Origin of the sequence: Micromonospora radicis (assembly GCF_003583405.1) — a bacterium.
Taxonomy (GTDB): Bacteria; Actinomycetota; Actinomycetes; order Mycobacteriales; family Micromonosporaceae; genus Micromonospora; species Micromonospora radicis.
The window spans coordinates 1-25709 of sequence record NZ_QXEC01000045.1 but is presented as its reverse complement, the minus strand read 5'-3'; the positions used below and the strand labels follow the sequence as shown (position 1 = coordinate 25709).

Sequence of the window (25709 nt, the reverse complement as noted above, 5' to 3'; positions counted from 1 at the left end):
AACCGGCCTGAACCTGCGCCGCGTCGACGACCTGTCCGTGGAAATCCACGGCGACCCGTCCACCCACCTCGGCCGGCTCATCCGCGCCTGCTGGGACCTCGGCGAGCACCCCGACTACCAGCGGCTACGCCGGTGGGCACACCAGTTCGGCTACGGCGGCCACATCACCACCAAAAGCCGCGCCTTCTCCGTGACGCTCGGCTTCCTGCGTCATCAGCGCACCATCTGGCGGCGCACCGAAGGTCACCCCCACACCTGGGACGACGAGCAGGCCGAGCGGGTCATCTATGAACTCGGCTACCAGGCGACCGGCTGGATCACTACCGGAGACGCCCTGCTCGCCAACACCGCCGCCGCGATGGCCCGCGCTCGGCACCTCGCCGGACTCGACGCCCTAGCCGACGAGCTGGCGGACCAGCACCGGACCGCCGCCCAACCCCTGGCCGCTTGACACGTACGTGTCAACGCCTGTGAAGCCGTTCCTTGACAACTCCACAGCGTATGCGCCCGAACACCCCACCTCGGCAACGCACTACCAGGGAGGAACCCGATGGCTGATAGCCGTCCTACGCCGCTCGTTCAGGTCCGGGTCATCGCCGACCCGGACCACGCCCAGGTCCTCATCGCCGATGTCGCTCAGCGGGCGCGGCAACTGCTGGGACCTGACGTCGACATCCGCACTCAAACCCGGTCCGCGCGGCGGGCCGGATACGTCCGTCTGTACCTCACCGCTACCCGAAGGGAGAACCCGTGACCGTAGCCACCAATGAACCGCTGTGGACCATCGAGGATGTGTCCGCGTTCTTGCGCATCGAGGTGAGCACCCTCTATCAGTGGCGTTCTCGCCGGACTGGTCCCCGCGCTTTCAAGGTCGGTCGGCACCTGCGCTACGACCCCTCGGATGTGCGGTCCTGGCTCACTGATCAGGCGGACGAGCATGGCCGTCGATGACCTGTGGTACCTGCGCAAACGCGGACCCAACGATGAAAAGGTGAAGTCCAAGCGCTACGGCCGAGGGAAGCGCTGGCGCTGCCGCTACGAGGACGCCGGCGGCAACACCCGGACGCGCTTCTTCGACCGCAAGGCCGACGCTGACGCCTGGGACAAGAAGGCCAGCAGCGGCACCGCCGAGGAAACCCAGGTCGACCAGAGCGCGCGCCGAACGACCTTCTTTGACTACGCGGAACGCTGGCGGCTGTCCCGCCAGATCGGGCAGGCGCTCGACTATCAGCGCCATATCGAGTCCCGGCTACGCCACCATCACTACCCGCACTTCGGCGACCGACCCATCCGGGCCATCACCGTCACGGACGTCCTGGAGTGGGTCGCCCGGCTGCTCCAGAACGAAGTCGCCCAATCGTCGGTGAAGACCTACTTCGACCTGCTCAACAACGTCATGAATTCCGCCATGGCCGACAAGGTGATTCCCGACAACCCCTGCAAGTCGATCCGGCTGTTCGCGATTCTGCGCGGCTTCTCCCGCGCGCCGAAATGGGTACCGACCGATGACGACGTGCTCGCCCTGGTCGACGTCGTGCCGGACGAATTCCTGGCCGCCATCTGGGCCGGTGCCGGCGAGGGACTGCGGCTCGGGGAAGTCCTCGGCCTGGAGGACAGCGCCCGGTGCATCGACCCGGACCGGCAGGAACTCCACGTGGTGCAGCAACTGCGGTTCCACAAGGCCGGCTACGGCGGCTTCTACCTCGCCCCGCCCAAAGCCGGATCGGTCGGCGATGTCGACCTGGACGACCACGTCGCGTCGGTCTTCGCCGAACACGTCCGCAAGTACCCGCCGGTCCTGGTCGAGCTGCCCGACGTCACCGCCGGCACGCCCGACCCCGGCAAGGACCCGAAACGGCGACTCGTGCCGCTGCTGTTCACCGACGAGAAGGGCCGGCCCATCCACGACCAACGCTGGTCCGACATGTGGCAGACCTGGCGCAAGGCGGCTGGCTGGCCCGGCGAAGGCACCTTCCACTCCCTGCGGCACTACTTCGCCACTCGCCTGATCACTTCGGGTGCCGACCCGACCGACGTGCAGAACGCGCTGCGGCACTCCAGCCTGCGAATCACGCTCGAAACCTACGTGCACTGGTGGCCCAAGAAAGACCGCCGCCGCAACATCATCAGCAGCGCACTACAGGACGCCAGAGCCAAGCGTCCGACCGGCTGAAAGTCCCTGAATCTTCGCTGATTTGTACCGGATCTGTACCCAGCGATCTTGCTAGCAGCGTTTCCGCTGCTCAACGGTGTTAATGGTGGAGCTGAGGGGATTTGAACCCCTGACCCCCTCGATGCGAACGAGGTGCGCTACCGGTCTGCGCCACAGCCCCTCCGCCGGCAAGCCGGCATCGGCCCCACCCGGCTGTCACCGGGCGGGCCGACGACAAGGCTAACAGGTGCGCCCTCCCCGCCGCGAACCGCCCCGCCCAGCCCTCCGCCCGCCCCGACACCAGCAAGTTCGGCGAGGTGGCGGGGTACGCGTCGGTCGGATACCGCTACTTCGCCGTAGTGGAGCCGATCATGGGGGCGCCGAGGTCAGGCGGAGTGGTTGCCGCGACCGGCTTCGTAGGCACGGCCACGCAGACCACCCGCCCGGCGGTACGACACCGAGCCGCCGCTGGCGGCGGCGGGCAGGTCGGCGGGGCGGTCCAGGCCCATGGCGGCGCGCCGGACGGCTTCCCGCTGGGCGGCCAGGCGACGCTGCGCCTCCCGCCGGGCGTCGGCACGACGGGCCTGCTCGCGGCGCACCTCGGCCTGGCGGACGGCGAGCCAGGCGGCCTCGCGGGCCCGGGCTCGGCGGCGTCGGCGGTCGGCCAGCGCACGGGCACGCAGGTGTACGACGTACACGATCAGCAGGGTGCCGGTAACCGCGAAGCTGATCCAGAAGCCGGGACCGACCACCGCGACGCCGACGAGTTCGACGGCGTTGAGCAACAGCAGCGCGGCGAGGACCCGACGGCGGCGGTAGACCGCCGGGGTGTGCGGGCGCCGCCGGTCCGGGCGGCGGCGGGGCCGGCCCGCTGCCGGCGGTACGGAGCGCAGCCGGCTCGGCCGGCCGGAGCGGCGGGGTGCGGAGGATCCGGAGACCGGCGCGGCCAGCTCCCCCGAGCCCGCTTCCTCGGCGAGGGTGACGACCAGGGCGCGCGGCGCGTTGACGGGGCGGCGACCCGGGACAGTGCGACGTCGTCGGCGGCGCTGGAGCACCCGCGCCGTCGACTGCGCCCGCTCCGCCACCAGCCGCTCGGCGGCGTCGTACCGGCGGACCAACGCCGGAGCGAGGGCGAGCAGACCGGCGGCGGCGAGGACGGCGAGGAGCACCGAGGTCGGCACCCTCACCCCTCCCGTCACCAGATTCGGAGCAACCGCCGACCGGCCGCAGGATCTTCCACCGAACGGCGTCGGCGACGTGAATCGTGCGGAGCGGGCAGCGCCTGCCGCAGCTTGCAGTTACCTGAGGTTACGGGTCAGGGTCGCCGGAACCGGCACGCCGCGCCGATCCCGCACGTGGGACGGCTCACGGCACGATCATGGGGTACGGGCGCGCAGCCGGTGCCAGCGGGCCAGCAGGCCACCTTCGGCGGCGACTTCCTCGCTGGTCATGGCGTACCCGATGTGGTCGCGCCAGGCACCGTCGATGTGCATGTAGCGCGGGTGGTACGCCTCCTCGCGGAAGCCCAGCTTCTCCACCACCCGGCGGGACGGCCCGTTCTCCGGCCGGATGTTGACCTCGATCCGGTGCAGGCCACCCGGGCCGAAGGCGTGGTCCACGACGAGCGCCAACGCGGTCGGAATGACGCCCCGACCGGCCACCCGACGATCGACCCAGTAGCCGACGTAGCCGGAGCAGAACGCGCGGCGCACGATGTTGCCCACGTTGATGTGGCCGACCAGCCGTTCCACGCCGCCCTCGAAGAGGCAGACCGCGAACGGCATCCCCTCGCCGCTGCGCCCCGACCGCCGCTGGTCCCGGTAGACCCAGCGGAAGGTGGCCGGCGAGTTCAGCTCGTCCCAGTCACCGGCCAGCGACGACTCCCAGGGGGCCAGCCAGGCCCGGTTGGCGCGGCGCACCTCGGACCAGACCGTCGCGTCCGAGCGCCGGTACGGTCGCAGCAGCACCGGGCCGTCGGAGAGCACCGCCGGCCAGCCGGGCGCCCGTCGGAACCCCACGAGTCCTCCACTCCCGAGCAGCATCGGCGATTCACCGCCGACGGTCGAGCAGCAAAACGTCCACGGTGGAGCCGGCAGCGGCGGCGGTGACCCGCTCACCGAGAACAAGGAGGCCGTTCGCCTCTGCCAGGCCGGAGAGGGTGAACGGACCACCGTCGAGCGGTTGGACAGTGTAACCCCCGCCGCGCCGTTCGGCGACGTGCGCGGGCCGGAACTCACGCAGCCCGGCCGGCGAGGAGACGGTCTCCAGCAGATGCGCCCGTACGCTGGGCCGGAACACCGGTTCGGCACCGGCCAGCAGGTTGATCGCCGGACGGGCCAGCACCTCGAAGCCGATCATCGCGGCGCCCGGGTCGCCGGGCAGACAGACCACCGGCACCTCCTCGGCGCCGACGGTGCCGAACCCGAGCGCGGTACCCGGGTAGAGCGCCACGTCGGTGAAGGTGACCGGGCCGGACCGGCTGCCCTCCCGACGGGACAGGATGCGGCGGACCATGTCACCCGGCCCGGTCCCGGTGCCACCGGTGGTGATGATCAGGTCGGCCCGCAGGGTCTGGTCCTCCAGCAGGCCGCGCAGCCCTTCCGGGTCGTCGTCGCAGATGCCCACCCGGTACGCGAGCGCGCCCGCTTCCGCCGCCGCGGCGGTCAACGCGTGCGAGTTGGCGTCCACCACCTGCCCGGGCTGGCTGCCCCGGCCCACGTCGACCAGTTCGTCGCCGGTGGCCACGATGACCACCCGGGGGCTGGGGCGGACCACCACGTGCCCGATGCCGGTGGCGGCGAGGACCGCCACCAGCGCCGGCGAGACGTACGTGCCGGAGCGGGCGAGCAGGTCACCGGCGGTCACCTCCTCACCGGCCCGGCGTACCCCGTACCCGCGCTTCGGTGCCCGGAAGATCTCCACCGCCGCCATGCCCTGATCGGTCCACTCGACCGGCACCACCACGTCGGCGGCGATCGGCAGCGGCGCACCGGCGGCCACCGAGAAACACGAGCCGGGGGTGAGCCGTACCGGCCGCCAACTGGCCGCGCCGAGGTCACCGACCACGTTGAGGCGGACCGTACGGCCACCCGCGCCGCCGGACTGGGCCGGGACGTACCCCACGCCCCGGACCCCCCCGGCGATGTCCTCCCAGCGCGCGGCGTACCCGTCGACGGCCGCCTGGTCGAAGGCCGGGAACGAGTGCGGCGCGACGACGTCCTCGGCGAGGACGTTGCCGTACGCCTGGGTGAGGTCGAGGTCGAGCGGAGGCAGCGCGCGTAACCTGCGCAGCACGCTGCCCAGGTAGTCGGCGAGCGGCGTCAACCCGTTTTCGGCCGCCTCGGCGTCGGCCGTCGCGGTCATGTATTCGGACCGCCCGACGCGTCGGAGTTGACGAAGTCGACCAGCCACTTGCGGAACTCGGCGCCCAGGTCGTCCCGCTCGGCGGCGATCTGCACCACGGTCTGCAGGTAGCCCAGCGGCATGCCGGTGTCGTAGCGGATGCCCCGGTAGACGATGGCGTGCACCGGGACGCCCTCGGAACGCAGCAGCTCCATCGCGTCGGTCAGCTGGATCTCTCCGCCGCTGCCCGGCCGGGTCCGACGGATGGCGTCGAAGATCCTGCTGGGCAGTACGTACCGGCCCAGTACCGCGAGGTTGCTCGGAGCCTCCTCCGGCTTCGGCTTCTCCACCATGCCGGTGACCTTCACGACCTCGCCGATGTCGGTCAGCTCGGCCTCCGCCGGCTCGACCGAGGCGATGCCGTACCGCTTGGTCTCGGCCGGGTCGACCTCGAAGAAGGCGAGCACCACGCCGCCGGTGCGGGCCTGGAGTTCCAACATGGCCGGCAGCAGCGGCTCGGAGAGGTTGACGAACTCGTCGCCGAGCAGCACCGCGAAGGGCTGGTCACCGACGTGCGACTCGGCGTACCCGACGGCGTGGCCGAGGCCGAGCTGTTCGGGCTGCCGGCAGGTGTAGATGGCGGCCAGTTCCTCGGTGCGCTTGACGGCGGCCAGCAGGTCGGGTTTCTCCGCGAGCCGTTCCTCCAGGTCGGGCCGGCGGTCGAAGTGGTCGACCATCGATGTCTTGCCCCGGCCGGTGATCAGCAGGATGTCGCCGATGCCGGCCTGCGCGGCTTCCTCGACGATGTACTGCAGCACCGGCCGGTCGACGACCGGCAGCAGTTCCTTGGGGACCGCCTTGGTGGCCGGCAGGAACCGGGTCGCCAGGCCGGCGGCCGGGATCACCGCCTTGACGGCACGGGGGCGGCCGGTGGCGGCGGCCGCTGAGGGGTTCGCTGAGTGCTCCGACATGTCGCGAGACTATCGGCCATGGCCGTGCCTCGGCGGGTGAGGACCAGAAGACGCGCCGCCCGCCTGACCGGTTCTGCCGGTGCCGGCAGAACCGCCGCGGCTACACCTCAGCTCCGGCCGGGGCGCCGGCCCCGGCGCCGGCACCGGGGCCGGGCGCGGTGTCCGCCGACGCACCGGGATCGCCACCGGTACCGGCGCGGGGCAGGCCGTCGGCGGGGCTGCGGGCCACCGTCGACACCGGCAACTCCCGGGTCGGCGGCGCCGCCCGGACGATGGGTGCGCCGGCGCCGACCGGATCGGCCCCGGCGCCACCGCGCGCGGCCAGCCGCCAGGTGTCCCGGCCGGCCGCCTTGGCCGCGTAGAGCGCCCCGTCCGCCGCCTCCAGCACGCCGGGGCCGCTACCGGCGTGATCGGGATAGACGGCGATACCGATGGAGACGGTGACCGGGATCGACACCTGGCCGTCGGCGTGCCCGACCACGGCGACCGGTGCGCCGCGGATGGCCGCGCCGAGCCGCTCGGCGACGATCGCCGCGCCCCGGGCGTCGGTCTCCGGCAGCAGTACGACGAACTCCTCACCGCCCTGCCGGAAGGCGAGGTCCACCTCACGGATCTCGCCACGGACCCGGCGGGCGAACTCCGCCAGCACCGTGTCACCGGCGGCGTGCCCGTACGTGTCGTTGACCGTCTTGAACCGGTCCAGGTCGAGGACGAGGACACTCACCATCCGCCCGAACCGGCTGGCCCGTTCCACCTCCCGGCGTAGTGACTCGCGCAGGTACCGGTAGTTCCACAGCCCGGTCAGCGGATCGGTCAGCGAGAGCCGCTGCGCCTCCTCGTGGACGCGTACGTTGTCCACCGCCACCGCCACGTGTCCGGCGAAGGTGCGCAGGGTGGCCAGGTCGTCGTCGTCGAACTCCTCCCCGCCGAGCCGGTCGTAGAGGACCAGTACGCCCAGCGGCGCGGTGGCGACCGCCGGCGCGGCCACCGCCGAACCGTCCGCACCGGTCCCGGCCGACCGGTCCGCACCGGTCGCGGACGGTCCCCCGGTGGGCGCGGCGAACGGCACCGCGAGGTACGTCCGGCAACGCGGCTCCCCGGGCGGTACGGCGTCGGTGTCGGTCCGGCCCCGGCAGGGCCGGCCGGTGGCCGCGACCCCACCCAGCACGCCGCTGCCCAGCGGTACCCGGACCGGGCCGGTACCGGACCAGCGCCCGTCGAGCCCCTCGGTGCACTGGGCGACGAGCAGCCCACCCGGCTCGGTGAGCAGTACCGCCCCGGCCCGGGCGCCGGTCGCCGCGAGCGCGCTGTGCAGGATCACCCGCAGGATCCGTTGCAGGTCGTGGGTGCTGGCCAGGGTGTCACCGAGCACCGCGAGATGCCCGCGCAGCTGGTCCCGGCTGCTGGCCAGCGCCGCCAGGTAGCCGCCGGTCTCGCGGGTCATCCGGTTGAACGCACCGGCCAGCCGCCCGATCTCGTCACCGCTGCGCACCGGCACCCGGGCGGTCAGGTCCCCGGCGGCGACCCGGTCGACCGCACCGGCCAGCTCCACCAACGGCCGGGTGGTCACCCGGGCCAGCCGCCAGGCCGTGGCGACCCCCAGCAGCGCGGCCAGCAGCACCACGGCCAGCAGCACGGCGTACAGGCCGGGTGGCTGGTCGCTGGGCACCGAGAGCACCAGCGGCAGGGGCTGCCCGGGAGCCGGGCCGGCCCGCCGCAGGTAGCGCCCGTCCGGGGTGCTGGTGACCCGCTCGTCGGGCAGGGACGAGGCGGCGGCGAGCACCGCCTCCCGGCCACCGGCGGACTCGGTGCTGTGCGCCACCCGCGTCGGCGGGCCGACACCGTCGAGCAGGGTCACCGCGACCCCGGTCACCGCCGCCAGCCGGGCGACGAACAGCGGGTCGACCGGTTGCGCGGCGGTGACCGTGCCGAGCGCCGTACCGGCGGGGTCGCGCAGCTCCACCCGCACCGCGAGCGCCCCGATCGGTCCGGTGGCCGGTACCGGCGCGGCACAGTCCCGCCAGGGTGCCGGCGGCGCTCCGGGGGTGGCCACGCTGACCCGCCCGGCCACGTCGGTGACCTGCACGGCCGCGGCGAGGCCCCGGCTGACGACCTGGCCGGCCGCACCGGCGTGGTCGGTGGTCACGGCGACGGCGTCGGCGGCGGCCCGCAGCTGCTGGCAGAGCGCGTCGATCGAGGTACGCACGGCGGTGGCGGCCACCGCCAGGCGCTCGGTGGCGCGGCTACGGTCGACCGCCGTCACGGTGGAGGCGACGAAGACCGCACCGAGCAGGATCGGGCCGAACGCCACTGCCAGGAAGGCTGCGGTCAACCGCCCGCGTAGCGTCAACACTTCCCCCCGGAAGTTGCGCATCCGTTGCTTGCGATGCTGACACAGAGCAACGACGAGGCAAGCGTTGCGTGAGGAGTGTTGCGTGCCGGAATTTGCTGAGGACGCGGAAGTCACGCATGACGCGAAGCGGGCCGCGCGGGTCGCGCTGCTCGCCCGGCGCCGGGCGTTGACCGACACCGAGCGCGCGTCGGCGGCGGTGCGCGTCCAGGACGAGCTGTCCGCCCTGGTCCGCCGGCTGCGGCCGGGCCGGGTGGCCGCGTACGTGCCGGTGGGCACCGAGCCCGGCGGACCGGACCTGCCGACGGTGCTGGCCGAGGCGTTGACCGCCGGGTCGGAACTGCTGCTGCCGGTGCTCCGCGACGACCTGGATCTGGACTGGGCCCTCTGGGACGGGCCGCAGACGTTGGTCGCCGCCGGCCGGGGCATCCGCGAACCGGCCACCCCGCGGCTGGGGCGGGCCGCGATCGGCACCGCCGAGCTGGTCGTGCTGCCCGCGCTGGCCGTGGATCACCTGGGGGTACGGCTGGGTCGGGGTGGCGGCTCGTACGACCGGGCGCTGGCCCGGGTGCCGGCCGGCGCGCTGACCGTGGTGCCGTTGCACGACGGCGAACTGCTGGACGCGGTACCCGCCGAGCCGCACGACCGGCCGGTCCGGGCGGTGATCACGCCGAGCGGTGGCCTGCGCAGGCTCCCCGACCCCTCGGGTGTCGTGCCCCACACTTCCGCTGGACGAACCGGGGGGCGATGACGCACCATTGGCACTCGAATACGTCGAGTGCCAACCGGCCGTGTCAGATCCGGAGGAGAACGTGCCTACGTACCAGTACGCCTGCACCGCGTGCGGTCACCAGCTCGAGGCGGTGCAGTCCTTCTCTGACGAGCCGCTGACCGACTGCCCCGCGTGCGAGGGGCGGCTGCGGAAGGTGTTCAACTCGGTCGGGGTCGTCTTCAAGGGCTCCGGCTTCTACCGCACCGACTCCCGCTCCTCGGGCTCGGAGAGCACGTCGAGCAGCACCGGCAAGTCCGGTTCGTCCGACTCGTCGTCCTCCGGTTCGACCACGTCGAACTCCTCGTCGTCCGGTTCGACCGGCAGCTCGTCGAGCGGCTCGACGGCCGGCTCCTCGGGCGGTTCGTCGAGCGGCGGCACGAGCAAGGCGCCGGCTGCCGCCAGCAGCACCTGACCGCACCGCCTGTACGCGGTCAGTCCCAGTGCGGCGGGCGTTCGGCGAGCAACCGGTCGTCGTTGCCGCCGGACCGCTCGCCCCAGCCCTGGTCGGTGTCGTCGGCACTCTGCTCGGGCAGCACCGCGAAGTCGTCGCCCGGGTCGACCATCCGGTCGTCGTCGCCTCGGCCGCCGGAATCCTGCTTGCTCACGAGCGGCAAGGGTAGCCGCTGGCGGCGGCAGCGCCACCTCGCCGGGTCCGCCGGCCCGGCGTGCGGGGCCCGGCGTGCGGGGCGCCCGGCGTGCGGGGCGCCCGGCGTGCGGGGCGCCCGGCGTGCGATGGCCCGGCGTGCGATGACACGGGCGTATCAGCGCGCCCGGCGGCGGGCGGCCGGACCGGGCGGCGCGGCCTGACCGCCGGGCGGTGGGACGGTTGGTAGCGTCGGACGGCGTGACGACCTCCCCACCCGGCCCGGCCGCCGACGAGCCATGGCGCCGGCCCGACACCGGCGACGAGGCCACGTCCGAACCTCCGACGGATCGCCGCCCGCCACCCACGGCTGAGCCGCCGCCCGCCGGCACCCCGACACCGCCACCCGGCATCCCACCGGCTAGCCCACCGCCACCCGGCATCCCGACGGCTCGCCCGACCCAGTCGACCGGCATCCCACCGGCTCGCCCGACGCCGCCACCCGGCACCGGCGGCTACCTCGGGCCGCCGCCGACCACCGCACCGCCGGCCGGCTGGCGACCGCCGGTGCACCTGCAGCCGAGCCCACCGCGCCAACTGCCGGTGCAGGACATGGCCGCGCTGGACGCCCAGGAACAGCGGGCGCAGCGGGTGACCTGGGGGGTGGGGACGATCGCCGGCGTCGTCGCGCTGGTGCTGGTCTGCCTGCTCTGCGCCCGGGTGCTGTTCTGAGTCGGTACCGCGATCAGTCGAAGGTGTTGCCCCAGACCATCTCGGAACCCGAGTGGCCGGTGAGCCAGACGTAGCTCAGCGCGGCCACGCCGAGGCCCAGCACCACGAGCGACAGCACCGGCGGTAGCCAGCGGGGCAGCTTCGGCGCCCGGGGATGCCCACTCGTCGCCACCAGCAGCAGGATGACCGCCACGGCCAGCCCCAGGGTGAACCGGAACAGCACCTCGCCGTACTCGGCATGCTCGTTGATCTTCTCCAGGATGTCGCCGGAGAAGCCGCGCGCGATCTGCCGTTCCTGGAGCGCCTCGCCGGACTCCACGCCCACCCACGCGGTGACCGGTGCGATCACCGCCAGGAGCAGCACCGCCCAGTCCAGGCGGGCCCGGAACCGCGGCAACGCGATGTACGCGAGGGCGAGCAGCACCAGCAGTGGCACGAAGACCACCACCGCGTGCACCACCAACACGTGCAGGGGCAGACCCAGCGCCTTCTCGAACATCGGTACCTCCGGCTGGATGATCGTGGATGTCAGCGTACGGCGCGGCGGGTCCGGCGCCCAGCGCTCCGCTGGATCACACGCAGGACCGATCGGTGGAGTTCATCGTGACCGCGGTCGGCCCGACCGGTTGTGGGCGGGGCCACCAGCGCCCCGCAGCCGGTTGTCGCACCCGACGGGCCGTGCTGTCATTGACGGATGCCAAGTGGTGAGGAACTGCTCCGGTCGAAGGGCCTGCGGGTCACCCGGCCGCGCCTCGCCGTGCTGGACGTCCTGGCCGGCGGCGGACACCTTGAGGTGGACGAGATAACCCGCCGGGTACGGCAGCGCCTCGACTCCGTCTCCACCCAGGCCGTCTACGACGTGCTGGGCGCGCTCTCCCGCGCCGGCCTGTCCCGCCGGATCGAGCCGGCCGGCAGCCCGGCCCGGTACGAGGCCCGGGTCGGCGACAACCACCACCACGTGGTGTGCCGCGGCTGCGGCGAGATCGCCGACATCGACTGTGCGGTCGGCGAGGCACCCTGCCTCGACTCCGGGCTCGCCCACGGCTTCCAGGTCGACGAGGCGGAAGTCACCTTCTGGGGTCTCTGCCCCGCCTGCCAGGCGCGCCGGGGCACCGACCGCTGAACCGGCGCCGCGCTGGTCGGCGTGGCGTACGAGGCGACGCGTGGCACGCTTGGTCGGTGGCAAGCGTCGACCTCGGCCTGTTCGGCCCCGAATCGGTGACCTGGAAACTGCACGCCGAGCCGATCCTGTTCGTCGCCGGCCTGCGCTCGCTCTACCTGCAGACGCTGCATCCACGGGCGATGGCCGGGGTGGCGCAGAACAGCAACTACCGCCGGGACGCCTGGGGCCGGCTGATCCGCACCGCCGACTACGTGGGCACCACCGTCTACGGCACCACCGCCGAGGCGGAGCGGGCCGGCCAGCGGCTGCGCCGGTTGCACGCCCGGATGTCCGCGGTCGACCCGGCCACCGGCGAGCGGTTCCGGGTCGACGAGCCGGATCTGCTCCGGTGGGTGCACGTCACCGAGGTGGAGTCGTTCCTCGACACCGCGCGCCGGGCCGGTGTGCCGCTGGACGCCGCGGAGGTGGACGCCTACTACACCGAGCAGCGGCGGTCCGCCGCCCTGGTCGGGTTGGACCCGCGGACGGTGCCCGGCACCGCCGCCGAGGTCGCCGAGTACTACCGGCAGGTGCGGCCCGAACTGCGGATGACCCGGGAGGCCGCCGAGACCGCGTTGTTCCTGACCGCGCCGCCGCTGCCGTGGAAGCTCAGCCTGCCCGCCCGGGTCGGGCTCAACCTGGGCCCGCCGAGGTGGGCGTACCTCGGCATCGCCGGCACCGCGTTCGCCCTGCTGCCCCGCTGGGCCCGGCGGTTGTACGGCGGGCTGGGCCTGCCGACCACCGCCCTCTCGGCCGACGTGACGGTACGCATGCTGCGCCTCGCCCTCACCGCGCTGCCCCGCGACTGGCGGGAGGGCCCGATGCGGCGCGCCGCGATGGCGCGCGTCGCGCAACTGTCCGTCAGCGCCGGCTGACCAGCGCGGTCGGCGCCGGTCGGGGTCACTCCGCCACGACGGGTGGTGCGGCGGGCCGGTCGATCGCGGCCCACGGTTCCTTGCCCGGCAGGGCGGCACCCGCCGGGCAGGTGCGGCGGTAGTCGCACCAGCCGCAGCGCGGGCCGGGCGTGGTCGGGAAGGCCTCGTCGGGATCGCCACCGTCGGCGACCGCCCGCTCGGCGGCCATGATGTCGCGGGCGGTCTGCTCCGCCCGGTTCAGCTGCCGGGCCAACGACTCGACGGTGTGCTCGTGGGCCGCGACCGTGCCGCTGGGCAGGTGGTGCAGCTCGACCCGCCGGCACGGCCGGCGGAACACCCGCTCGGCCGCGTACGCGTAGAGGGCCAGCGCCGACGAGCCCCGGGCGTCGTCGGCGTCCAGCCCGGTGCGGCCGGTCTTGTAGTCGACGATGACCAGTTCCGGGCCATCCGCGCCGGGGCGGGAGTCGATCCGGTCGGCCCGGCCGTTGAACGCCAGCACCCCGGTCTTCACCGCCACCACCCGTTCGACGCCGACCGGCTCGTCGGCCGGGTCGAGCCCGCCGACGTACGCCTCGAGCCAGCCGAGGGCCCGGCGGTAGGCGTCGCGCTCCTGCTCGTCGTCGCGGTAGCCGTCGCGCACCCAGACGCCCTTGAGCAGGGTGGGCAACACCTCGGGGCGTCGCCGGTCGACGGGCAGCGCGTACCAGTTCTTCAGCGCGGTGTGCACGCTGGCGCCGAGCGAGTTGTGCGCCCAGGGCGGGCCCTTGGGCGGCGCGGGACGGTCGACGTACGAGTGGCGGTAGCGGCGGGGGCAGTCGGCGTACGCGCCGAGTTTGCTCGGCGTACACACGAAGAGCCGCTCCGGCATGCCGTCGAAGCCGAGCTGCTCGGGCTGCCCGGCACGGGGCCGGGGCGCGCGCCCGCCGACGTCGGGTCCAGGTGCCTTGCCGGGCTGACCGGGGCCGGCCCGGCGCCCGGCTGGGGAGCTTCGTCGCACGCCTGCGATCCTGCCATCCACCCCCGACAGTCCCGCCGCCCGGTCAGCCCGCCCCGGTGAAGTCGGCCACGAAGGCGAAGATCGCGTCCGCGATGAGCTGTACGGCGATCGCGGCCAGCAGCAGGCCGGCGATCCGGGTGAGCACCTCGATGCCGCCGGGGCGCAGCACCTTCACGATGCCGCCGGAGAAGCGCAGCACGATCCAGACGGTCAGCATCACCGCGACGATCGCGGTGGCGATGGCGAGGTAGTCCGCCGTCGCCTCGGCCTGCTGCACGAAGAGCATGGTCGCCACGATCGCGCCGGGTCCGGCCAGCAGCGGCGTGCCCAACGGCACCAGCGCGATGTTCGAGGTGGCCTGCTTGGTCGGGTCGTCGGCCTTGCCGGTGAGCAGTTCCAGGGCCACCAGGATGAGCAACAGGCCACCGGCCGCCTGTAGCGCCGGCAGGTCGACGTGCAGGTAGGCGAGCAGGGTCTGACCCGCGACGGCGAACACCACGATCACGCCGAGCGCCAGGGCCACCGCCTGCCAGGCCGCGCGGTTGCGCTCCCGCGCCGCCAGCGGGCCGGTCAGGGCGAGGAAGATCGGCATCATGCCCGGCGGGTCGACGATCACCAGCAGGGTCACGAAGACCTCGCCGAAGAGCTTGAGATCCACCAGGTCACGGTAGCCGCGCCGGGCGGCCCGTAGCGGGATCAGCCGGAAGCGACCTCGATCACTCCGGACGAGGCGGCGACGATTCGCTCGTACGCCTCGGGCCCGGTGGTGAACGCACCCAGCCGGACCGTCTTGTGCGTGCCGTGGAAGTCCGACGACCCGGTCACCACCAGGCCCAACTCGGCGGCGAGCCCACGCACGTGCGCCCGCTCGGCCGGTGAGTGGTCCTCGTGGTCGGCCTCCAGCCCGACCAGGCCGACCGCCGCCAGCTCCGCGACCAGCTCGTCCGGCACGATCCGGCCCCGTCGGGTGGCTCGCGGATGGGCGAAGACCGGCACGCCCCCGGCGGCGCGGACCAGCCGGACGGCCCGGAACACGTCGATGTCCTCCTTGGGCAGCCGGTACCGCTCGCCCAACCAGTCCGGGCCGAATGCCTCGGTGGTGCTGGCGACCAGGCCGCCGCGGATCAGCGCCTGGGCGATGTGTGGCCGGCCCACCGTCCCGCCGCCCGCCCCGGCGAGGATCTCCGGCCAGCTGACGTCGACACCGTCGGCGCGCAGCAACGCGACGATCCGCTCGCCCCGCTCCGCCCGGGCGGCCCGTACCCGGGTCAGCTCGGCGACCAGTTCCGGGGCGTCCGGATCGAAGAGGTACGCCAGCAGGTGCAGCGGTACGGGCGGCTGCTCGCCACCCCAGCGGCAGGACAACTCCGCACCGCGGACCAGTCGGAGTCCCGCCGGCAACGCCCGCACCGCCGGCTCCCAGCCGGCGGTGGTGTCGTGGTCGGTGATCGCCACGACGTCCAGGCCCGCTTCGGCGGCGGCCGAGACCAGCTCGGCCGGTTCGAGGGTGCCGTCGCTGGCGGTGGAATGGGTGTGCAGGTCGATCCGGAGGCTCACCGGCCGAGGCTATCCGCCCACCGTCAGCCGCCGCTGACCACCACCGGGAGCCGACCGGCGGGCAGGCTGCCGATGGACAGGGTGGTCGCGGGACGGCCGGCGGCCGCCCGGCCGACGTCCACCCGGACCACCCGCCCTTCGGCGTCGGCGTAGTAGGCGGTGCCGGGGGCGCTCCAGACCACGGAGCCGGTGAACGACGGCCCGGCCGTGACCGGTTCGGCGGCCGACCCGAGGCTTTCGAGGTCGACCAGGAACGCGGCGGCACGCCCCTCGGAGCGGTCGTTGACCAGGAGCCAACGCCCGTCCGGGGAGACCGAACCCGCACCGGCACCGTCCAGCCGCGGCCCGCACTCCGGTCCGGCCGGGGTGAGCCCGGGCACCGGGTCGAGCAGCGTCAGGCAGCTACCCGGCGGGTCCGTGACGACCTCGCCGACCAGGCGACCGTCGGGCAGCGCGCCGAAGACGCGGGCACTGGCCCGGTCGGGTCCCGGGTCGAGGACTCCGGGGTGCAGCCGCCACAGCACGTGCCCGGGGCGGTCGGGCGCCAGCCGGACCAGGACGGCACCCCCGACGAAACCCAGCGGTACGGCCTCGGCCGGTGCCTCGGCGCGAGCGGGGGCGGTCAGCTCGCCGTTGATGATCTGGGCGCTGGCCAGCTCGGCGCCCTGCTTCCAGGCGACCTGGCGGCCCTTCTCGTCGAGCACGATCTCGTCGGCGCCAGCGAGCAGCACCTGGACGCTGCCGTTGGGGGACACCGACCACAGGAAGCGACCGGCCAGCCCCGGTGTCCCGACGGCCAGCCAGCCGCGGCCGTCGGACAGCCGGTGGGCGCGTTCGATCGGCCCGGCGCCGACGATCGTCACCCGCCGGCCCTGCGCGGTGGCGATCGCGTCACCCAGCACGAGGTCGACCTCGGCGAGTGGCGTTCCGGTGTCCGGGCTGGGCGGCGGCAGGGTCGGGGTCCAGGCGATCTCCGGCAGCTGGTCGGATTCGCCGATCACCACCCGGCCACCGTTGGGCGGCGGGTCCGCGCCGAGTTGCAGCGCCCCGGTGGTGACCGCGACGATCGCCACCGCGGTCAGGCCCATCCCGGCCAGGGCGCGCCGACGTTGGATGCGGTTCGCCCGCCGGATCACCGCTGCCGCCGGATCGAGGCTCGGCGCGTACGGCGTCGCCGCCTGCCGGGAGAACGTCTCCCGGACGGCGTGTTCCAGCTCGTCCTGCGCCACCTCGTAAGGACGATCCGGAGTCGCGTTCAGGTTGTCACGTTCCTCGGGGACGACGTTCACCGTCGCTCTCCCACCAGGGTGCTCTCTGGCTGGTCGGTGCCGACCCGCGGGCGGTCGGCTGCGGCCGGCACGGGCTCCGGGCCACCGGGCGCGGTCGAGCCGGCCGGGAGGTCCACGCCTGCCGTGGCGGAGCCGGGGTCGGCTGCCGATGTCGGCGTCGGTCCCGGTGTGGCGGTGGCTGCCCGCGAAGCGGGCCGGCTGGTCGGTACCGGTACACCGGACCGCACACCCGGACGGCGCCCGGGGGCGGGGGTCGGCGGCTGCCCGCCGGGCAGGGCGAACGCCTCTTCGGCACCGAGCCGTCGGCGCAGGGTGGTCAGGGCCCGGGCGGTCTGGCTCTTCACCGTGCCCGGCGAGATACCCAGCAGGGTGGCGGTCTGCGCCTCCGACATGTCCTCGTAGAAGCGCAGCACCAGCACCGCACGCTGCCGGGCGGGCAGCGCCCGCAGGTGCCGCCAGAGTACGTCGCGGTCCAGCTGCTGCTCGATCTCGTCGGTGCTGGCGGCCCGCTCGGGTAGCACCTCGGTGGGGCGCTCTCCGTGCCAGCGGCGCCGCCACCAACTCGTCGAGGTGTTGACCATGACACGACGGGCGTACGGCTCGATCGCCTCGATCCCGCCCAGCCGCTTCCACGCCAGGTACGTCTTGGTCAACGCGGTCTGCAGCAGGTCCTCTGCGGTCCCCCAGTCGCCGGTCAGCAGGTACGCGGTGCGCAACAGCGCGCCGGAACGGGCCGTGACGAAGTCACGGAACTCCTCTTCCAGCGGATTGTTGCTGGCCACGCGGCACCTCCGAACCTGATCCTGCCGGCAGCCTGCCATGGCCGGGCCAGCGGGTCGAGGGCGGAAGGTGCGCGACAACCGCGATTATCGGTCAGAAAGTTTCAGGCACCGTCGTCGGCCTTGGCCTCGTCCTGCTCCTTGCCCAACCGCGCCTCGACCGCCTGCGGCTCGTACATCTCCTCGACCACACGCAGGTAGAGCTCGTTGGGGTTGGGCAGGTTCTTGACCTCGCGCAGTGCCTGCTCCTGACCGGCCGACTCCAGCACGAAGGTGCCGTAGTTGAGCGCCCGGCCGGCCGGCGACTGCTCGTACTTCATGTCGGTGACCCGGACCAGGGGCATCATCGCGACCCGTCGAGTGATGATCCCGTTGACCACCATGACCCGCTTGTTGGTCAGGATGAACCGGTCATACCACCAGTCGGCGACCCGCCAGGCCACCCAGCCCATCACCGCGAACCAGAGCAGGACCGCGACGGTGGTGAGCGCTCCGACGTTCTGCCCGGCGAGGAAGCCGGAGAGGTAGCCGAGCACGAAGGTGGCGGCGATGCCGACGATGATCGGGGTGGCGAGGTGGATCCAGTGCCGCTTCCACTCGCCGCGATAGCGCTCGGTCGGGAAGAGGTAGCGCGCCACCAGTGAGCTGGGCTCGTCCTCCAGCGGCAGGACCCGCCGGGGGGTCATGCCGCTGGCGTCCGCCCGCAGCCCCGCCAACTCCTCTTCGGAGATCTGCGGTGGCTGGTAACCCGCTTCCGGGTCACGCACCCACGCTCGCCCCGACCGGTCCTCGCCCGCGTAGGCCGGCCCCGGACCGTAGCCGGCGTCGTCCGAGAAGGCGGGACCGTCGGAGAGACGGGCGCCGGTGCCGTAGCCCGGACCGTCGTCGGGGTCGATCCGGGGGATCGGCTCGGTGTCGTGCTCCCGGCGGGCCCAGTCTGGGTCGTCGGGATCGAAGGGCGGGCCGGAGGGGCTTCCCATCGGTGGCTAGGCGACCAGACTGGTGAAGAAGTCGCCGAATCCCTGGGCGATGTCCATGATGCCGCCACCGAGCGACTTGAACACGTCCGCCGCCGAGTTTGGCCGGTAGGCGACGAAGAAGATCAAGAATGCGATTCCGGCCCAGGTGAGGACCTTCTTGACCATGGCGGGCCATCCTCTCGCGCGGCGCCGGGTCCCATTACCGCAGCGGCACCCAGAGTATCAGCGTGGTGTCTTACCGTGAATATCTGCGTCCGTTCTCCGACATCCCGGTTGGCTTGTCAAGCCTTCCCGTGCAGGTACGGAGATGGTGCGCCGTACACGAGCTCGGGTGGCGTCCACTCGACCAGGTCGTGCAGTTCCACGTCCTCGGCGAGCAGATGCCCCGCGCTCGCGGGCCAGGCTATCGCATACAACCACAATCCCCGAGCCTCGCCGGCGTACGCGCTTCGATCTGTCAGGGAATTCACCAACCACAGTGGAGTGGGATGGCCGGCCACCCTGATCCCGGCCCGTCCGACATGACCGGGATGCCCGGGCCCGGGCTCGGTCAGCGCCTCGGCCAGTTCGGGGCCGGCGTCCGGGCCCGGCACCCCAGCGAACCGCGCCCCCAGACCCACCCCGGGCTCCTCGGCCACGAACACCAGGTCAGCCGGGCCGCCACCGAGCGGCTCCGGGCCAGCACAGGCCACGGCGGTGGCGCGCACCCCGAGCCGCTCGTCGCCGGCCCACGCCACCCCGGTGGTGGTCCACCCGGGCGGCAACGGCCACGGGCACCACAGCGGAACCGTCGGCTGCGCCGGCTGCGCGGCGGCCCGGATCCGGTCGACCACGCTGGCCACGATCTCGGCACCGATGTGTTCGGGCACGTGCAGCGGTGCGACCGGCCCGCAGTCGAAACAGCGGGACTCGGCGTGCATCAGATCCGGAGACCGCACGGTTCCGCCACATCTGGGGCAACTCATCGCAACAGTCACCACCCCACCGTCACCCCGTTGCCCGCGAGCGTCAAGCGGAGCGGCACCATTGCCACCCGGCGGATCCGAGGCTCACCCGACGCCGGAGACGGATCCCGCCGACAGCGGGTCGCGGACCAGGCCGCGGCGAGGCCGGGGATCAAGCCGGCGGCGGGCCCGCGTACGCCCGGATCCAGGCATGCATCGCGATCCCGCTCGCGACACCCGCGTTGATGGACCGGGTCGAGCCGTACTGGGCGATGGAGAAGAGCTGGTCGCAGGCGTCCCGGGCGGCATCGGAGAGGCCGGGCCCCTCCTGGCCGAAGAGCAGGACGCAGCGACGCGGCAGGGTGCTGCTCTCCAGCGGGCGGGAGCCGGGCAGGTTGTCGATCCCGACCAGCGGCAACGCCCGTTCCGCCGCCCAACCGGCGAACTGCTCGATCGTCTCGTGGTGCCGTACGTGCTGGTAGCGGTCGGTCACCATCGCGCCCCGCCGGTTCCACCGGCGTCGGCCGACGATATGCACCTCGGCGGCGAGGAAGGCGTTGGCGTTGCGGACCACGGTGCCGATGTTGAAGTCGTGCTGCCAGTTCTCGATCGCCACGTGGAAGTCGTGCCGCCGCCGGTCCAGGTCGGCGACCACGGCCTCACGCCGCCAGTACCGGTACCGGTCGACCACGTTGCGGCGGTCACCGTCGACGAGCAGTTCCGGGTCGTACCGCGGGTCGTTCGGCGGGTCGCCGGGCCATGGGCCCACGCCGACGTCGAGCTGCTCACCGGTCACGGTCACGCAGGTTACGCCGTGGGTAGCCGCGGTGCCGCGGGCAGCCCCGACCCGCGCGGGCCGGTGGTCGGCAGTGCTCAGCGCAGCGCCAGCGCGTCGCCGAGCCGGTCGAGGAAGCGCCGGTCGGACGGGGCCAGCGCACCGTCCGGCAGCACGCTCGACGCGGTGCGACAGACCCGAGCCGCGACCGACTGCACCCACTGCCGGTACGCCGCCGAGTCCGCCGGGTCGGCACGCCGGTCCAGCACCCGGACCACAGCCCGACACGCCGCGAGCACGTCCACCAGGTCGGCGCGCCACTCGGGCGGCGGGTGGGCGCCGTCGTGCCGGGCGTAGATCGCGGCCACCACCGCCCGGATCAGGTCGCTGTCGAAGGCTCGACCGGCCGCCACCGCGTCCAGACCGGCGAGGCCCGCCGCCACCCCCGGGTGCGGCCGGCCCGGGGCGGGCAGGGCGGACACCACGATCACCCGGCCGGGCAGCCCGGTGAGCAGGTTCCAGTCGGTGTCGGAGTAGCCGTCGGCCCGGTGCACCCTGGCGTCGCGCCGGTCGGCTCGCTCGCTGCGCTCGCTCATGGCGGGACCTCCACCGCCAGCATATGTGCGGCGGCGGAAACAGGCCCCCGTTCGGGTGGGAAACCCGCGGAGTCCGACCTGGGTCGAGGAGTCACGGCCGGCGGGATGCTCACGCCACAGTCGGGTCGGAGCCGCCCACCTGGGGCCGGACGCAATGAGCGGCGGGGCCCTCCCCGGCACCCGCCGCCCACGCTCTGATGTTTCAAGATTCTGCCGTACGCCTGTCCGGCTGCACAGAGACCGAGGTCACATTTATCTTTTTGTTACATTACGCACAGTGACCAACAGTCCGTCCACAAGCGATCTCCGCAGGTCGGATCGGTGCTTGTCAGCCCCAAAGTTACCGGGCCGTAGCGGATTCGGCCGGTGACCGAGTTGGAAACGCTCCCATCACGGCCCGTCACGCAATTGCGACGTGCATTTGCGATCAGCCGATGCCCACCAGACCGACGGCGATCGATGCGGACAAAGCACCCAGTCGGGGCCGGTCAGGGTTTCGCCGACACCGCGGCGGGAATGCGAGCGGGTACCCGCAGGTTCCACCAGACGTAGCTGTTCCGCGTGATCGGAGAGATTCAGATGGCAACCGTCGAGCTGACCACGGCCAACTTCGACCAGGTGACCGGAAGCGACGGCATCGTGCTGGTCGACTTCTGGGCCGACTGGTGCGGTCCCTGCAAGCGGTTCGCCCCGGTCTACGAGCGCTCCTCGGAGAAACACTCCGAGATCACCTTCGGCAAGGTCGACACCGAGGCGCAGCAGGAGATCGCCGCCAAGTTCGACATCCGGTCGATCCCCACGATCATGGCGATCCGGGACGGCGTGATCGTCTTCGCCCAGCCGGGCGCGCTGCCCGAGTCGGCCCTGGAGAACCTGATCGAGCAGGTCCAGGCTCTCGACATGGACGACGTACGCAAGAAGCTCGCCGAGCACAACCACTGACCGCCGCCGCCGGCCCGGGGTCCGGGTCGGCGGTTGCATCGCGCTCGTACGTGTGTTCGAATGTGGGCATGCGCTGGGACAACCTGACCGCTCCCCCGGTCGAGGAGGTTCCTGCCCGGGCAGCGCCGGCGACACCACCCCTGCCGCTGGCGCTGCCCGGTGCGGTCGTACGCACCTTCGACACCCCCGGCTTCACCGGCATGACCTTCTACGAGGTGCACGCCAAGTCGATCCTCAACCGGGTCCCCGGCACCTCCCGCGTCCCGTTCGAGTGGACGGTCAATCCCTACCGGGGCTGCAGTCACGCCTGTCTCTACTGCTTCGCCCGGAACACCCACACCTACCTCGACTTCGACGCGGGGGCGGACTTCGACCGGCAGGTGGTCGTCAAGGTCAACGCGGGTGAGCTGCTGCGCCGCGAGCTGGCCGCACCTCGCTGGCGGGGCGCGCACGTGGCGATGGGCACCAACGTGGACTGCTACCAGCGGGCCGAGGGCCGCTATCGGCTGATGCCGCCGATCATCGAGGCGCTCCGCGACTTCGCCAACCCGTTCTCCATCCTGACCAAGGGCACCCTGATCCTGCGTGACCTGCCCCTGCTCCGGCAGGCGGCCGAGGTGACCCGGGTCGCGGTGTCGTTCTCGGTCGGCTTCGTCGACGAGCGGCTGTGGCGATCGGTCGAGCCGGGCACCCCCAGCCCACGGCGGCGACTCGACGCCATACGCCAGTTCGTCGACGCCGGCTTCGAGGTCGGGGTGTTGATGGCGCCGATCCTGCCCGGCCTCACCGATTCCGACGAGTCCGTAGAGACCACCGTGGCAGCGATCGCCGCCACCGGCGCGGCCAACGTGACGCCGCTGCCGCTGCACCTGCGTCCCGGCGCCCGCGAGTGGTACGCGCGGTGGTTGGCCCGGGAGCACCCGCATCTGCTCCCCCGCTACCGCGAGTTGTACCGGTCCGGCGCCTACGCGCCCCAGTCCTACCAGCGAGAACTGACCGCCCGGGTACGCATCGCCGCCCGCCGGCACGGCCTGCACCGCCCCGACGGAGCCGCCCACCGCCAACTGCCGGCGCCACCGGCCGCCGCGCCCGAACAGCTCAGCCTGCTCTGACGAGCCGCGGTCCGGCTACGCGGGTGAGCCGGGACCGCGCCGGCGACTACAGTCAGCGGGTGCGCTCCGCTCAGCAGATCCTCGCCGAATCCGCCGTGATCGCCGTCGTCGGCGCGTCGCGTGACCCGAGCAAGGCGGCCCATCGCGTACCGGCGGAGATGCAGCGGTACGGGTGGCGGATCATCCCGGTCAACCCGACCGCCGACGAACTGTTCGGCGAGCCGGTGTACCGGTCGTTGGCCGACATCCCGCACCCGGTCGACCTGGTCGACGTGTTCCGGCCGGCCGAGCAGGCCGTGCAGGTGGTCCGCGACGCGGTGGCGATCGGGGCACCGGCGGTCTGGTTGCAGCTGGGCATCGTGTCGCCGCAGGCCCGCCTGATCGCCGAGCAGGCCGGCCTCGACTACGTGGAGAACCGGTGCCTCATCGTCGAGCGGGCCGCCGCCGGGCTCACCCGGCTGGGCTGAACGTGACCGGTCCACCCAACCACCCGGACAAGGCTCACCGCTGCCGGTAGCGTCCCGCAATGGGGGCACCACCGCACGTCGCCGGCGCCCCGGGAGGGGCCGGGTGACCGACGAGCACCCGATCCGTCGTACGGCGCACGGAGGAGGAGATCGTGAGCCAACCGCCAGAGCCGGACCAGCCACCGTCGCCCTACGAGCCGCCACCGCAGTACGGGCCACCGGACGAGCCACGGCCACCCCAGTACGGGCCGCCGCAGTACGGGCCGCCGGGCGAGCCGCCGCACGGGCAGCAGCCGGCGTACGGCCAGCCCGCGTACGAGCACCCGGGCCAGTCGCCACCCGGCCAGCAGTGGGGGCAGCAGCCGCCGTACGCCCCGCAGGTGCCCTACGGGCAGTACGGCCCACCGTCGCCCGCCGCGCCCGGTGGCGGTGGCGGTACGAACGTGCTGGCCATCCTGTCGCTGGTCTTCGCGTTCGTCTTCGCCCCCGCCGGCATCGCCCTCGGCCACCTGGCCAAGCGGCAGCTGCGCACCAGTGGTGAACAGGGCGACCAGCTCGCCACCTGGGGGCTGATCCTCAGCTACGTCTTCACCGGCATCTACCTGTTGGCCTGCTGCGGCTGGCTGGCGCTGGCGATCTGGGCCGGTTCGGACGGCACCCGCGTCTGACCACCGGGCGGGTCAGCGGAACTCGGCCTCCCGGACGCTGTTGCCGCCGTCGACCACCAGCATCTGTCCGGTGATGTACGACGCCGCCGGTGAGCAGAGGAATGTGATCGCCGCAGCCACCTCGTCCGGCGTGCCGGGGCGGCCGACCGGCGTACCGAGACCCTGCTTGATCTCGGCCATCGTGGAGGCGGCGGTGTGGATGGTGCCCGGTGCCACCGCGTTGACCGTCACCCCGTCGGCGATCATCTCCATCGCCAGTGCCCTGGTCAGCCCCACCACGCCGGCCTTCGCCGCGGCGTACGCGGCCTCGGTGGGCAGCGCGTTGACCGGCCCGGCGGTGGCCGACAGGTTCACGATCCGCCCCCAGCCCCGCTCGGCCATCCCACCGATGAAGGCCCGGCTGCAGAGGAACGCGGTGGTCAGGTTCCGGTCGATCTCGCCCCGCCACTCGTCGTAGCTGAGCTGGGCGACCGGGCGCAGCACCTCCGGGCTGGCCCGACTGGCCAGGCCGGCGTTGTTGACCAGGACCTCCACGTCACCGAGCTGCTCGACGACCGCGTCGGCCAGGGCGCCGACCTCGGACTCGTCGGTGAGGTCGGCGACGAACCCGGTCACGCCGAGTTCGCCGGCCCGCTCGTGGATGCGCCGGGTGGTGGAGACGATCGCCACCCGGGCGCCCAGATCGGTCAGCCGCCGGGCGGTCGCGTAGCCGATTCCGTCCGGGCTGCCCGCGCCGGTGACCAGGGCGACCTTCCCGTCCAGTCGCATCGTCACCGGATCGGCCAGGACGGCCGGTGAGTCCTGGTCCCCCGCCCCCGCCGCCAGGACGGCGCGGGGGCGCCGGGCCACACCCGGCCGGCTGATGTCCCGTCTCGGTCTGCTGCCGGAGCGGTCCGCCGCGCGCGCGTCAATCCCCATGCCGAGATCCTGCCTGTTGCTGCCGTGCCGGGCAACGCGGCACCCGTGGCCGGGCGCGTCGCGGGGTGTCCCGCGATGGCTACCCTGGCTGCACCCGATCTTCAGGACGGAAGTGAACCCGATGACACAGCCCCCGCCCGGCGGCTGGCCCGACCCTTCGTCGAGCGGCCAGTCCGCCACCCCGCCGGCCGACCCGACCCTGCCGGTCAGCCCGCATGCTCCGCCACCGGCCCAACCCACCGGACACGACCCGTACCAGCCGGTCGACCCCTACCAGCCGGCCGCGCCCTACCAGCCGGCGGACCCGTACCAGCCGGTCGATCCGTACGCCGGTGCCAAGTCGGCCCCTTCCGTCGCGCCGTACCCGGCGGCCGGTTACCCCCCGCCGCCACCGGGCTACGGATATCCACCGCCCGGGTACGGCCATCCACAGCCGCAGACCAACCCGCTGGCCATCGCCGCCCTGGTGCTCTCCCTGATCGGCATCGTCTCGTGCATCACCGCACCGATCGGCGCGATCATGGGACACGTCGCGTCCCGCCAGATCCGGGAACGGGGCGAGGGCGGCGAGGGGATGGCCAAGGCGGCCATCATCGTCGGCTGGGTCTTCACCGGCCTGCTCGTACTGGTGATCCTCGGCTACGTCGCCCTGATCGCCTTCGCCATCACCACCTCGTCCACCGTCTGAACGCCCCGGGCCCGCCAGGCGACGATCGAGGCGGGCCCGACGGGGCGGCCGTGGTCCG

The 25709-nt window shown here is 73.0% G+C and carries 31 protein-coding genes, 1 tRNA gene and 2 pseudogenes; 14 read left to right on the top strand and 20 right to left on the bottom strand.

Annotation, left to right across the window (positions count from 1 at the left end; genetic code table 11):
* The 4 genes from D2L64_RS26205 to D2L64_RS26190 form a co-directional block, all read left to right on the top strand.
* The coding region (locus D2L64_RS26205) for a replication initiator (protein ID WP_325049933.1) at nt 1-451 on the top strand (451 nt) is incomplete at its 5' end.
* A 99-nt stretch (nt 452-550) separates the two neighbouring features.
* Nucleotides 551-754, top strand: coding sequence for a hypothetical protein (locus D2L64_RS26200; RefSeq protein ID WP_119579868.1), 204 nt, complete (start codon nt 551-553; stop codon nt 752-754).
* The gene (locus D2L64_RS26195) at nt 751-951 is read left to right on the top strand and encodes a helix-turn-helix transcriptional regulator (protein WP_119579867.1); all 201 of its coding nucleotides are present in this window, start codon (nt 751-753) and stop codon (nt 949-951) included. Before D2L64_RS26200 ends, D2L64_RS26195 begins: the two co-directional genes overlap by 4 nt.
* On the top strand, nt 938-2173 hold the full coding sequence (locus tag D2L64_RS26190) for a tyrosine-type recombinase/integrase (RefSeq protein ID WP_119579866.1): 1236 nt from the start codon (nt 938-940) through the stop codon (nt 2171-2173). Before D2L64_RS26195 ends, D2L64_RS26190 begins: the two co-directional genes overlap by 14 nt.
* An 83-nt stretch (nt 2174-2256) precedes the next feature.
* Here the strand turns inward: D2L64_RS26190 and D2L64_RS26185 are convergent.
* The 6 genes and pseudogenes from D2L64_RS26185 to D2L64_RS26160 form a co-directional block, all read right to left on the bottom strand.
* Nucleotides 2257-2333, bottom strand: a tRNA-Ala gene (locus D2L64_RS26185).
* A 205-nt stretch (nt 2334-2538) separates the two neighbouring features.
* Complete coding sequence (gene sepX, locus D2L64_RS26180) at nt 2539-3339, bottom strand: divisome protein SepX/GlpR (RefSeq protein WP_199714791.1); 801 nt, start codon at nt 3337-3339, stop codon at nt 2539-2541.
* A 189-nt stretch (nt 3340-3528) separates the two neighbouring features.
* On the bottom strand, nt 3529-4194 hold the full coding sequence (locus tag D2L64_RS26175) for a GNAT family N-acetyltransferase (RefSeq protein WP_119579864.1): 666 nt from the start codon (nt 4192-4194) through the stop codon (nt 3529-3531).
* Nucleotides 4195-4201: 7 nt separating this feature from the next.
* The gene (locus tag D2L64_RS26170) at nt 4202-5515 is read right to left on the bottom strand and encodes a molybdopterin molybdotransferase MoeA (protein WP_119579863.1); all 1314 of its coding nucleotides are present in this window, start codon (nt 5513-5515) and stop codon (nt 4202-4204) included.
* Nucleotides 5512-6465, bottom strand: a complete 954-nt coding sequence (locus tag D2L64_RS26165; protein WP_119579862.1) for a UTP--glucose-1-phosphate uridylyltransferase — start codon at nt 6463-6465, stop codon at nt 5512-5514. Before D2L64_RS26165 ends, D2L64_RS26170 begins: the two co-directional genes overlap by 4 nt.
* 9 nt (nt 6466-6474) lie before the next feature.
* Nucleotides 6475-8815: pseudogene (locus D2L64_RS26160) on the bottom strand (diguanylate cyclase).
* 85 nt (nt 8816-8900) lie between these two features.
* On the opposite strand from D2L64_RS26160, the gene D2L64_RS26155 reads away from it, so the two are divergent.
* Together D2L64_RS26155 and D2L64_RS28435 are read left to right on the top strand one after the other, a co-directional pair.
* Complete coding sequence (locus tag D2L64_RS26155) at nt 8901-9566, top strand: 5-formyltetrahydrofolate cyclo-ligase (protein WP_119579860.1); 666 nt, start codon at nt 8901-8903, stop codon at nt 9564-9566.
* Nucleotides 9493-9720 (top strand): annotated as a pseudogene (locus tag D2L64_RS28435) (FmdB family zinc ribbon protein); the annotation flags it as partial. The gene D2L64_RS26155 and the pseudogene D2L64_RS28435, both read left to right, overlap by 74 nt.
* 62 nt (nt 9721-9782) lie before the next feature.
* Here the strand turns inward: D2L64_RS28435 and D2L64_RS28120 are convergent.
* Both D2L64_RS28120 and D2L64_RS27420 read right to left on the bottom strand, forming a co-directional pair.
* Entirely contained in the window at nt 9783-9995 is a 213-nt protein-coding gene (locus D2L64_RS28120; protein WP_233559156.1) for a hypothetical protein, read from the bottom strand.
* 23 nt (nt 9996-10018) lie between these two features.
* Nucleotides 10019-10192 (bottom strand): hypothetical protein, encoded by a 174-nt coding sequence (locus D2L64_RS27420; RefSeq protein WP_158603553.1) that lies wholly within the window; start codon nt 10190-10192, stop codon nt 10019-10021.
* Nucleotides 10193-10431: 239 nt separating this feature from the next.
* On the opposite strand from D2L64_RS27420, the gene D2L64_RS26145 reads away from it, so the two are divergent.
* Nucleotides 10432-10902: a hypothetical protein gene (locus tag D2L64_RS26145; RefSeq protein ID WP_325049932.1), complete on the top strand. Its 471-nt coding sequence runs from the start codon at nt 10432-10434 to the stop codon at nt 10900-10902.
* 13 nt (nt 10903-10915) lie between these two features.
* Here the strand turns inward: D2L64_RS26145 and D2L64_RS26140 are convergent, their stop codons facing one another.
* The gene (locus D2L64_RS26140; RefSeq protein WP_119579859.1) at nt 10916-11401 is read right to left on the bottom strand and encodes a DUF2231 domain-containing protein; all 486 of its coding nucleotides are present in this window, start codon (nt 11399-11401) and stop codon (nt 10916-10918) included.
* Between the two features lie 195 nt (nt 11402-11596).
* On the opposite strand from D2L64_RS26140, the gene D2L64_RS26135 reads away from it, so the two are divergent.
* Complete coding sequence (locus D2L64_RS26135; protein WP_119579858.1) at nt 11597-12025, top strand: Fur family transcriptional regulator; 429 nt, start codon at nt 11597-11599, stop codon at nt 12023-12025.
* Between the two features lie 56 nt (nt 12026-12081).
* Nucleotides 12082-12939, top strand: coding sequence for an oxygenase MpaB family protein (locus D2L64_RS26130; protein WP_119579857.1), 858 nt, complete (start codon nt 12082-12084; stop codon nt 12937-12939).
* Between the two features lie 25 nt (nt 12940-12964).
* On the opposite strand, the gene D2L64_RS26125 is transcribed toward D2L64_RS26130, so the two are convergent.
* From D2L64_RS26125 to D2L64_RS26085, 10 genes are all read right to left on the bottom strand, one after another.
* Nucleotides 12965-13807, bottom strand: coding sequence for a RecB family exonuclease (locus D2L64_RS26125; protein ID WP_119579856.1), 843 nt, complete (start codon nt 13805-13807; stop codon nt 12965-12967).
* 172 nt (nt 13808-13979) lie between these two features.
* Nucleotides 13980-14594 carry a MarC family protein gene (locus tag D2L64_RS26120; RefSeq protein WP_119579855.1) on the bottom strand — a complete coding sequence of 205 codons (615 nt, stop codon included), beginning with the start codon at nt 14592-14594 and terminating at the stop codon, nt 13980-13982.
* Between the two features lie 38 nt (nt 14595-14632).
* Nucleotides 14633-15493 carry a PHP domain-containing protein gene (locus tag D2L64_RS26115; protein WP_119579854.1) on the bottom strand — a complete coding sequence of 287 codons (861 nt, stop codon included), beginning with the start codon at nt 15491-15493 and terminating at the stop codon, nt 14633-14635.
* Between the two features lie 23 nt (nt 15494-15516).
* Nucleotides 15517-16782 carry a TolB-like translocation protein gene (locus tag D2L64_RS26110; protein WP_119579853.1) on the bottom strand — a complete coding sequence of 422 codons (1266 nt, stop codon included), beginning with the start codon at nt 16780-16782 and terminating at the stop codon, nt 15517-15519.
* Nucleotides 16779-17564, bottom strand: coding sequence for a SigE family RNA polymerase sigma factor (locus tag D2L64_RS26105; RefSeq protein ID WP_119579852.1), 786 nt, complete (start codon nt 17562-17564; stop codon nt 16779-16781). The genes D2L64_RS26110 and D2L64_RS26105 overlap by 4 nt, the downstream gene beginning before the upstream one ends.
* Nucleotides 17565-17665: 101 nt before the next feature.
* Nucleotides 17666-18541, bottom strand: coding sequence for a PH domain-containing protein (locus tag D2L64_RS26100; protein ID WP_119579851.1), 876 nt, complete (start codon nt 18539-18541; stop codon nt 17666-17668).
* A 6-nt stretch (nt 18542-18547) separates the two neighbouring features.
* Nucleotides 18548-18706: a hypothetical protein gene (locus D2L64_RS27695; RefSeq protein ID WP_007455302.1), complete on the bottom strand. Its 159-nt coding sequence runs from the start codon at nt 18704-18706 to the stop codon at nt 18548-18550.
* A gap of 116 nt (nt 18707-18822) precedes the next feature.
* On the bottom strand, nt 18823-19506 hold the full coding sequence (locus tag D2L64_RS26095; RefSeq protein WP_325049934.1) for a DUF6758 family protein: 684 nt from the start codon (nt 19504-19506) through the stop codon (nt 18823-18825).
* Between the two features lie 151 nt (nt 19507-19657).
* Nucleotides 19658-20281, bottom strand: a complete 624-nt coding sequence (locus D2L64_RS26090) for a TrmH family RNA methyltransferase (protein ID WP_119579871.1) — start codon at nt 20279-20281, stop codon at nt 19658-19660.
* Between the two features lie 77 nt (nt 20282-20358).
* Nucleotides 20359-20856 (bottom strand): hypothetical protein, encoded by a 498-nt coding sequence (locus tag D2L64_RS26085; RefSeq protein WP_233559155.1) that lies wholly within the window; start codon nt 20854-20856, stop codon nt 20359-20361.
* A gap of 579 nt (nt 20857-21435) precedes the next feature.
* Here D2L64_RS26085 and trxA point away from each other — a divergent pair.
* From trxA to D2L64_RS26065, 4 genes are all read left to right on the top strand, one after another.
* Entirely contained in the window at nt 21436-21798 is a 363-nt protein-coding gene (trxA, locus tag D2L64_RS26080) for a thioredoxin (RefSeq protein WP_119579849.1), read from the top strand.
* Between the two features lie 68 nt (nt 21799-21866).
* A complete protein-coding gene (locus D2L64_RS26075) occupies nt 21867-22910 on the top strand; it encodes an Rv2578c family radical SAM protein (protein WP_119579848.1) in 1044 nt (347 codons plus the stop codon).
* A 59-nt stretch (nt 22911-22969) separates the two neighbouring features.
* A complete protein-coding gene (locus D2L64_RS26070) occupies nt 22970-23377 on the top strand; it encodes a CoA-binding protein (RefSeq protein ID WP_119579870.1) in 408 nt (135 codons plus the stop codon).
* A gap of 152 nt (nt 23378-23529) precedes the next feature.
* Entirely contained in the window at nt 23530-24045 is a 516-nt protein-coding gene (locus D2L64_RS26065; protein WP_119579847.1) for a DUF4190 domain-containing protein, read from the top strand.
* A 12-nt stretch (nt 24046-24057) separates the two neighbouring features.
* On the opposite strand, the gene D2L64_RS26060 is transcribed toward D2L64_RS26065, so the two are convergent.
* Complete coding sequence (locus tag D2L64_RS26060) at nt 24058-24963, bottom strand: SDR family NAD(P)-dependent oxidoreductase (protein WP_119579846.1); 906 nt, start codon at nt 24961-24963, stop codon at nt 24058-24060.
* 121 nt (nt 24964-25084) lie between these two features.
* Here D2L64_RS26060 and D2L64_RS26055 point away from each other — a divergent pair, with 121 nt between their 5' ends.
* Entirely contained in the window at nt 25085-25651 is a 567-nt protein-coding gene (locus D2L64_RS26055) for a DUF4190 domain-containing protein (protein WP_119579869.1), read from the top strand.
* Nucleotides 25652-25709: the final 58 nt, after the last annotated feature.

What these genes read in the sequence shown, in the direction of transcription:
- D2L64_RS26200 (WP_119579868.1), top strand. Translation starts at nt 551, where the DNA reads ATGGCTGATAGCCGTCCTACGCCGCTCGTTCAGGTCCGGGTCATCGCC.
- D2L64_RS26190 (WP_119579866.1), top strand. Translation starts at nt 938, where the DNA reads ATGGCCGTCGATGACCTGTGGTACCTGCGCAAACGCGGACCCAACGAT.
- D2L64_RS26175 (WP_119579864.1), bottom strand. Translation starts at nt 4,194, where the DNA reads ATGCTGCTCGGGAGTGGAGGACTCGTGGGGTTCCGACGGGCGCCCGGC.
- D2L64_RS26170 (WP_119579863.1), bottom strand. Translation starts at nt 5,515, where the DNA reads ATGACCGCGACGGCCGACGCCGAGGCGGCCGAAAACGGGTTGACGCCG.
- D2L64_RS26165 (WP_119579862.1), bottom strand. Translation starts at nt 6,465, where the DNA reads ATGTCGGAGCACTCAGCGAACCCCTCAGCGGCCGCCGCCACCGGCCGC.
- D2L64_RS26140 (WP_119579859.1), bottom strand. Translation starts at nt 11,401, where the DNA reads ATGTTCGAGAAGGCGCTGGGTCTGCCCCTGCACGTGTTGGTGGTGCAC.
- D2L64_RS26135 (WP_119579858.1), top strand. Translation starts at nt 11,597, where the DNA reads ATGCCAAGTGGTGAGGAACTGCTCCGGTCGAAGGGCCTGCGGGTCACC.
- D2L64_RS26125 (WP_119579856.1), bottom strand. Translation starts at nt 13,807, where the DNA reads ATGCCGGAGCGGCTCTTCGTGTGTACGCCGAGCAAACTCGGCGCGTAC.
- D2L64_RS26100 (WP_119579851.1), bottom strand. Translation starts at nt 18,541, where the DNA reads ATGGGAAGCCCCTCCGGCCCGCCCTTCGATCCCGACGACCCAGACTGG.
- D2L64_RS27695 (WP_007455302.1), bottom strand. Translation starts at nt 18,706, where the DNA reads ATGGTCAAGAAGGTCCTCACCTGGGCCGGAATCGCATTCTTGATCTTC.
- D2L64_RS26095 (WP_325049934.1), bottom strand. Translation starts at nt 19,506, where the DNA reads ATGAGTTGCCCCAGATGTGGCGGAACCGTGCGGTCTCCGGATCTGATG.
- D2L64_RS26085 (WP_233559155.1), bottom strand. Translation starts at nt 20,856, where the DNA reads ATGAGCGAGCGCAGCGAGCGAGCCGACCGGCGCGACGCCAGGGTGCAC.
- trxA (WP_119579849.1), top strand. Translation starts at nt 21,436, where the DNA reads ATGGCAACCGTCGAGCTGACCACGGCCAACTTCGACCAGGTGACCGGA.
- D2L64_RS26075 (WP_119579848.1), top strand. Translation starts at nt 21,867, where the DNA reads ATGCGCTGGGACAACCTGACCGCTCCCCCGGTCGAGGAGGTTCCTGCC.
- D2L64_RS26060 (WP_119579846.1), bottom strand. Translation starts at nt 24,963, where the DNA reads ATGGGGATTGACGCGCGCGCGGCGGACCGCTCCGGCAGCAGACCGAGA.
- D2L64_RS26055 (WP_119579869.1), top strand. Translation starts at nt 25,085, where the DNA reads ATGACACAGCCCCCGCCCGGCGGCTGGCCCGACCCTTCGTCGAGCGGC.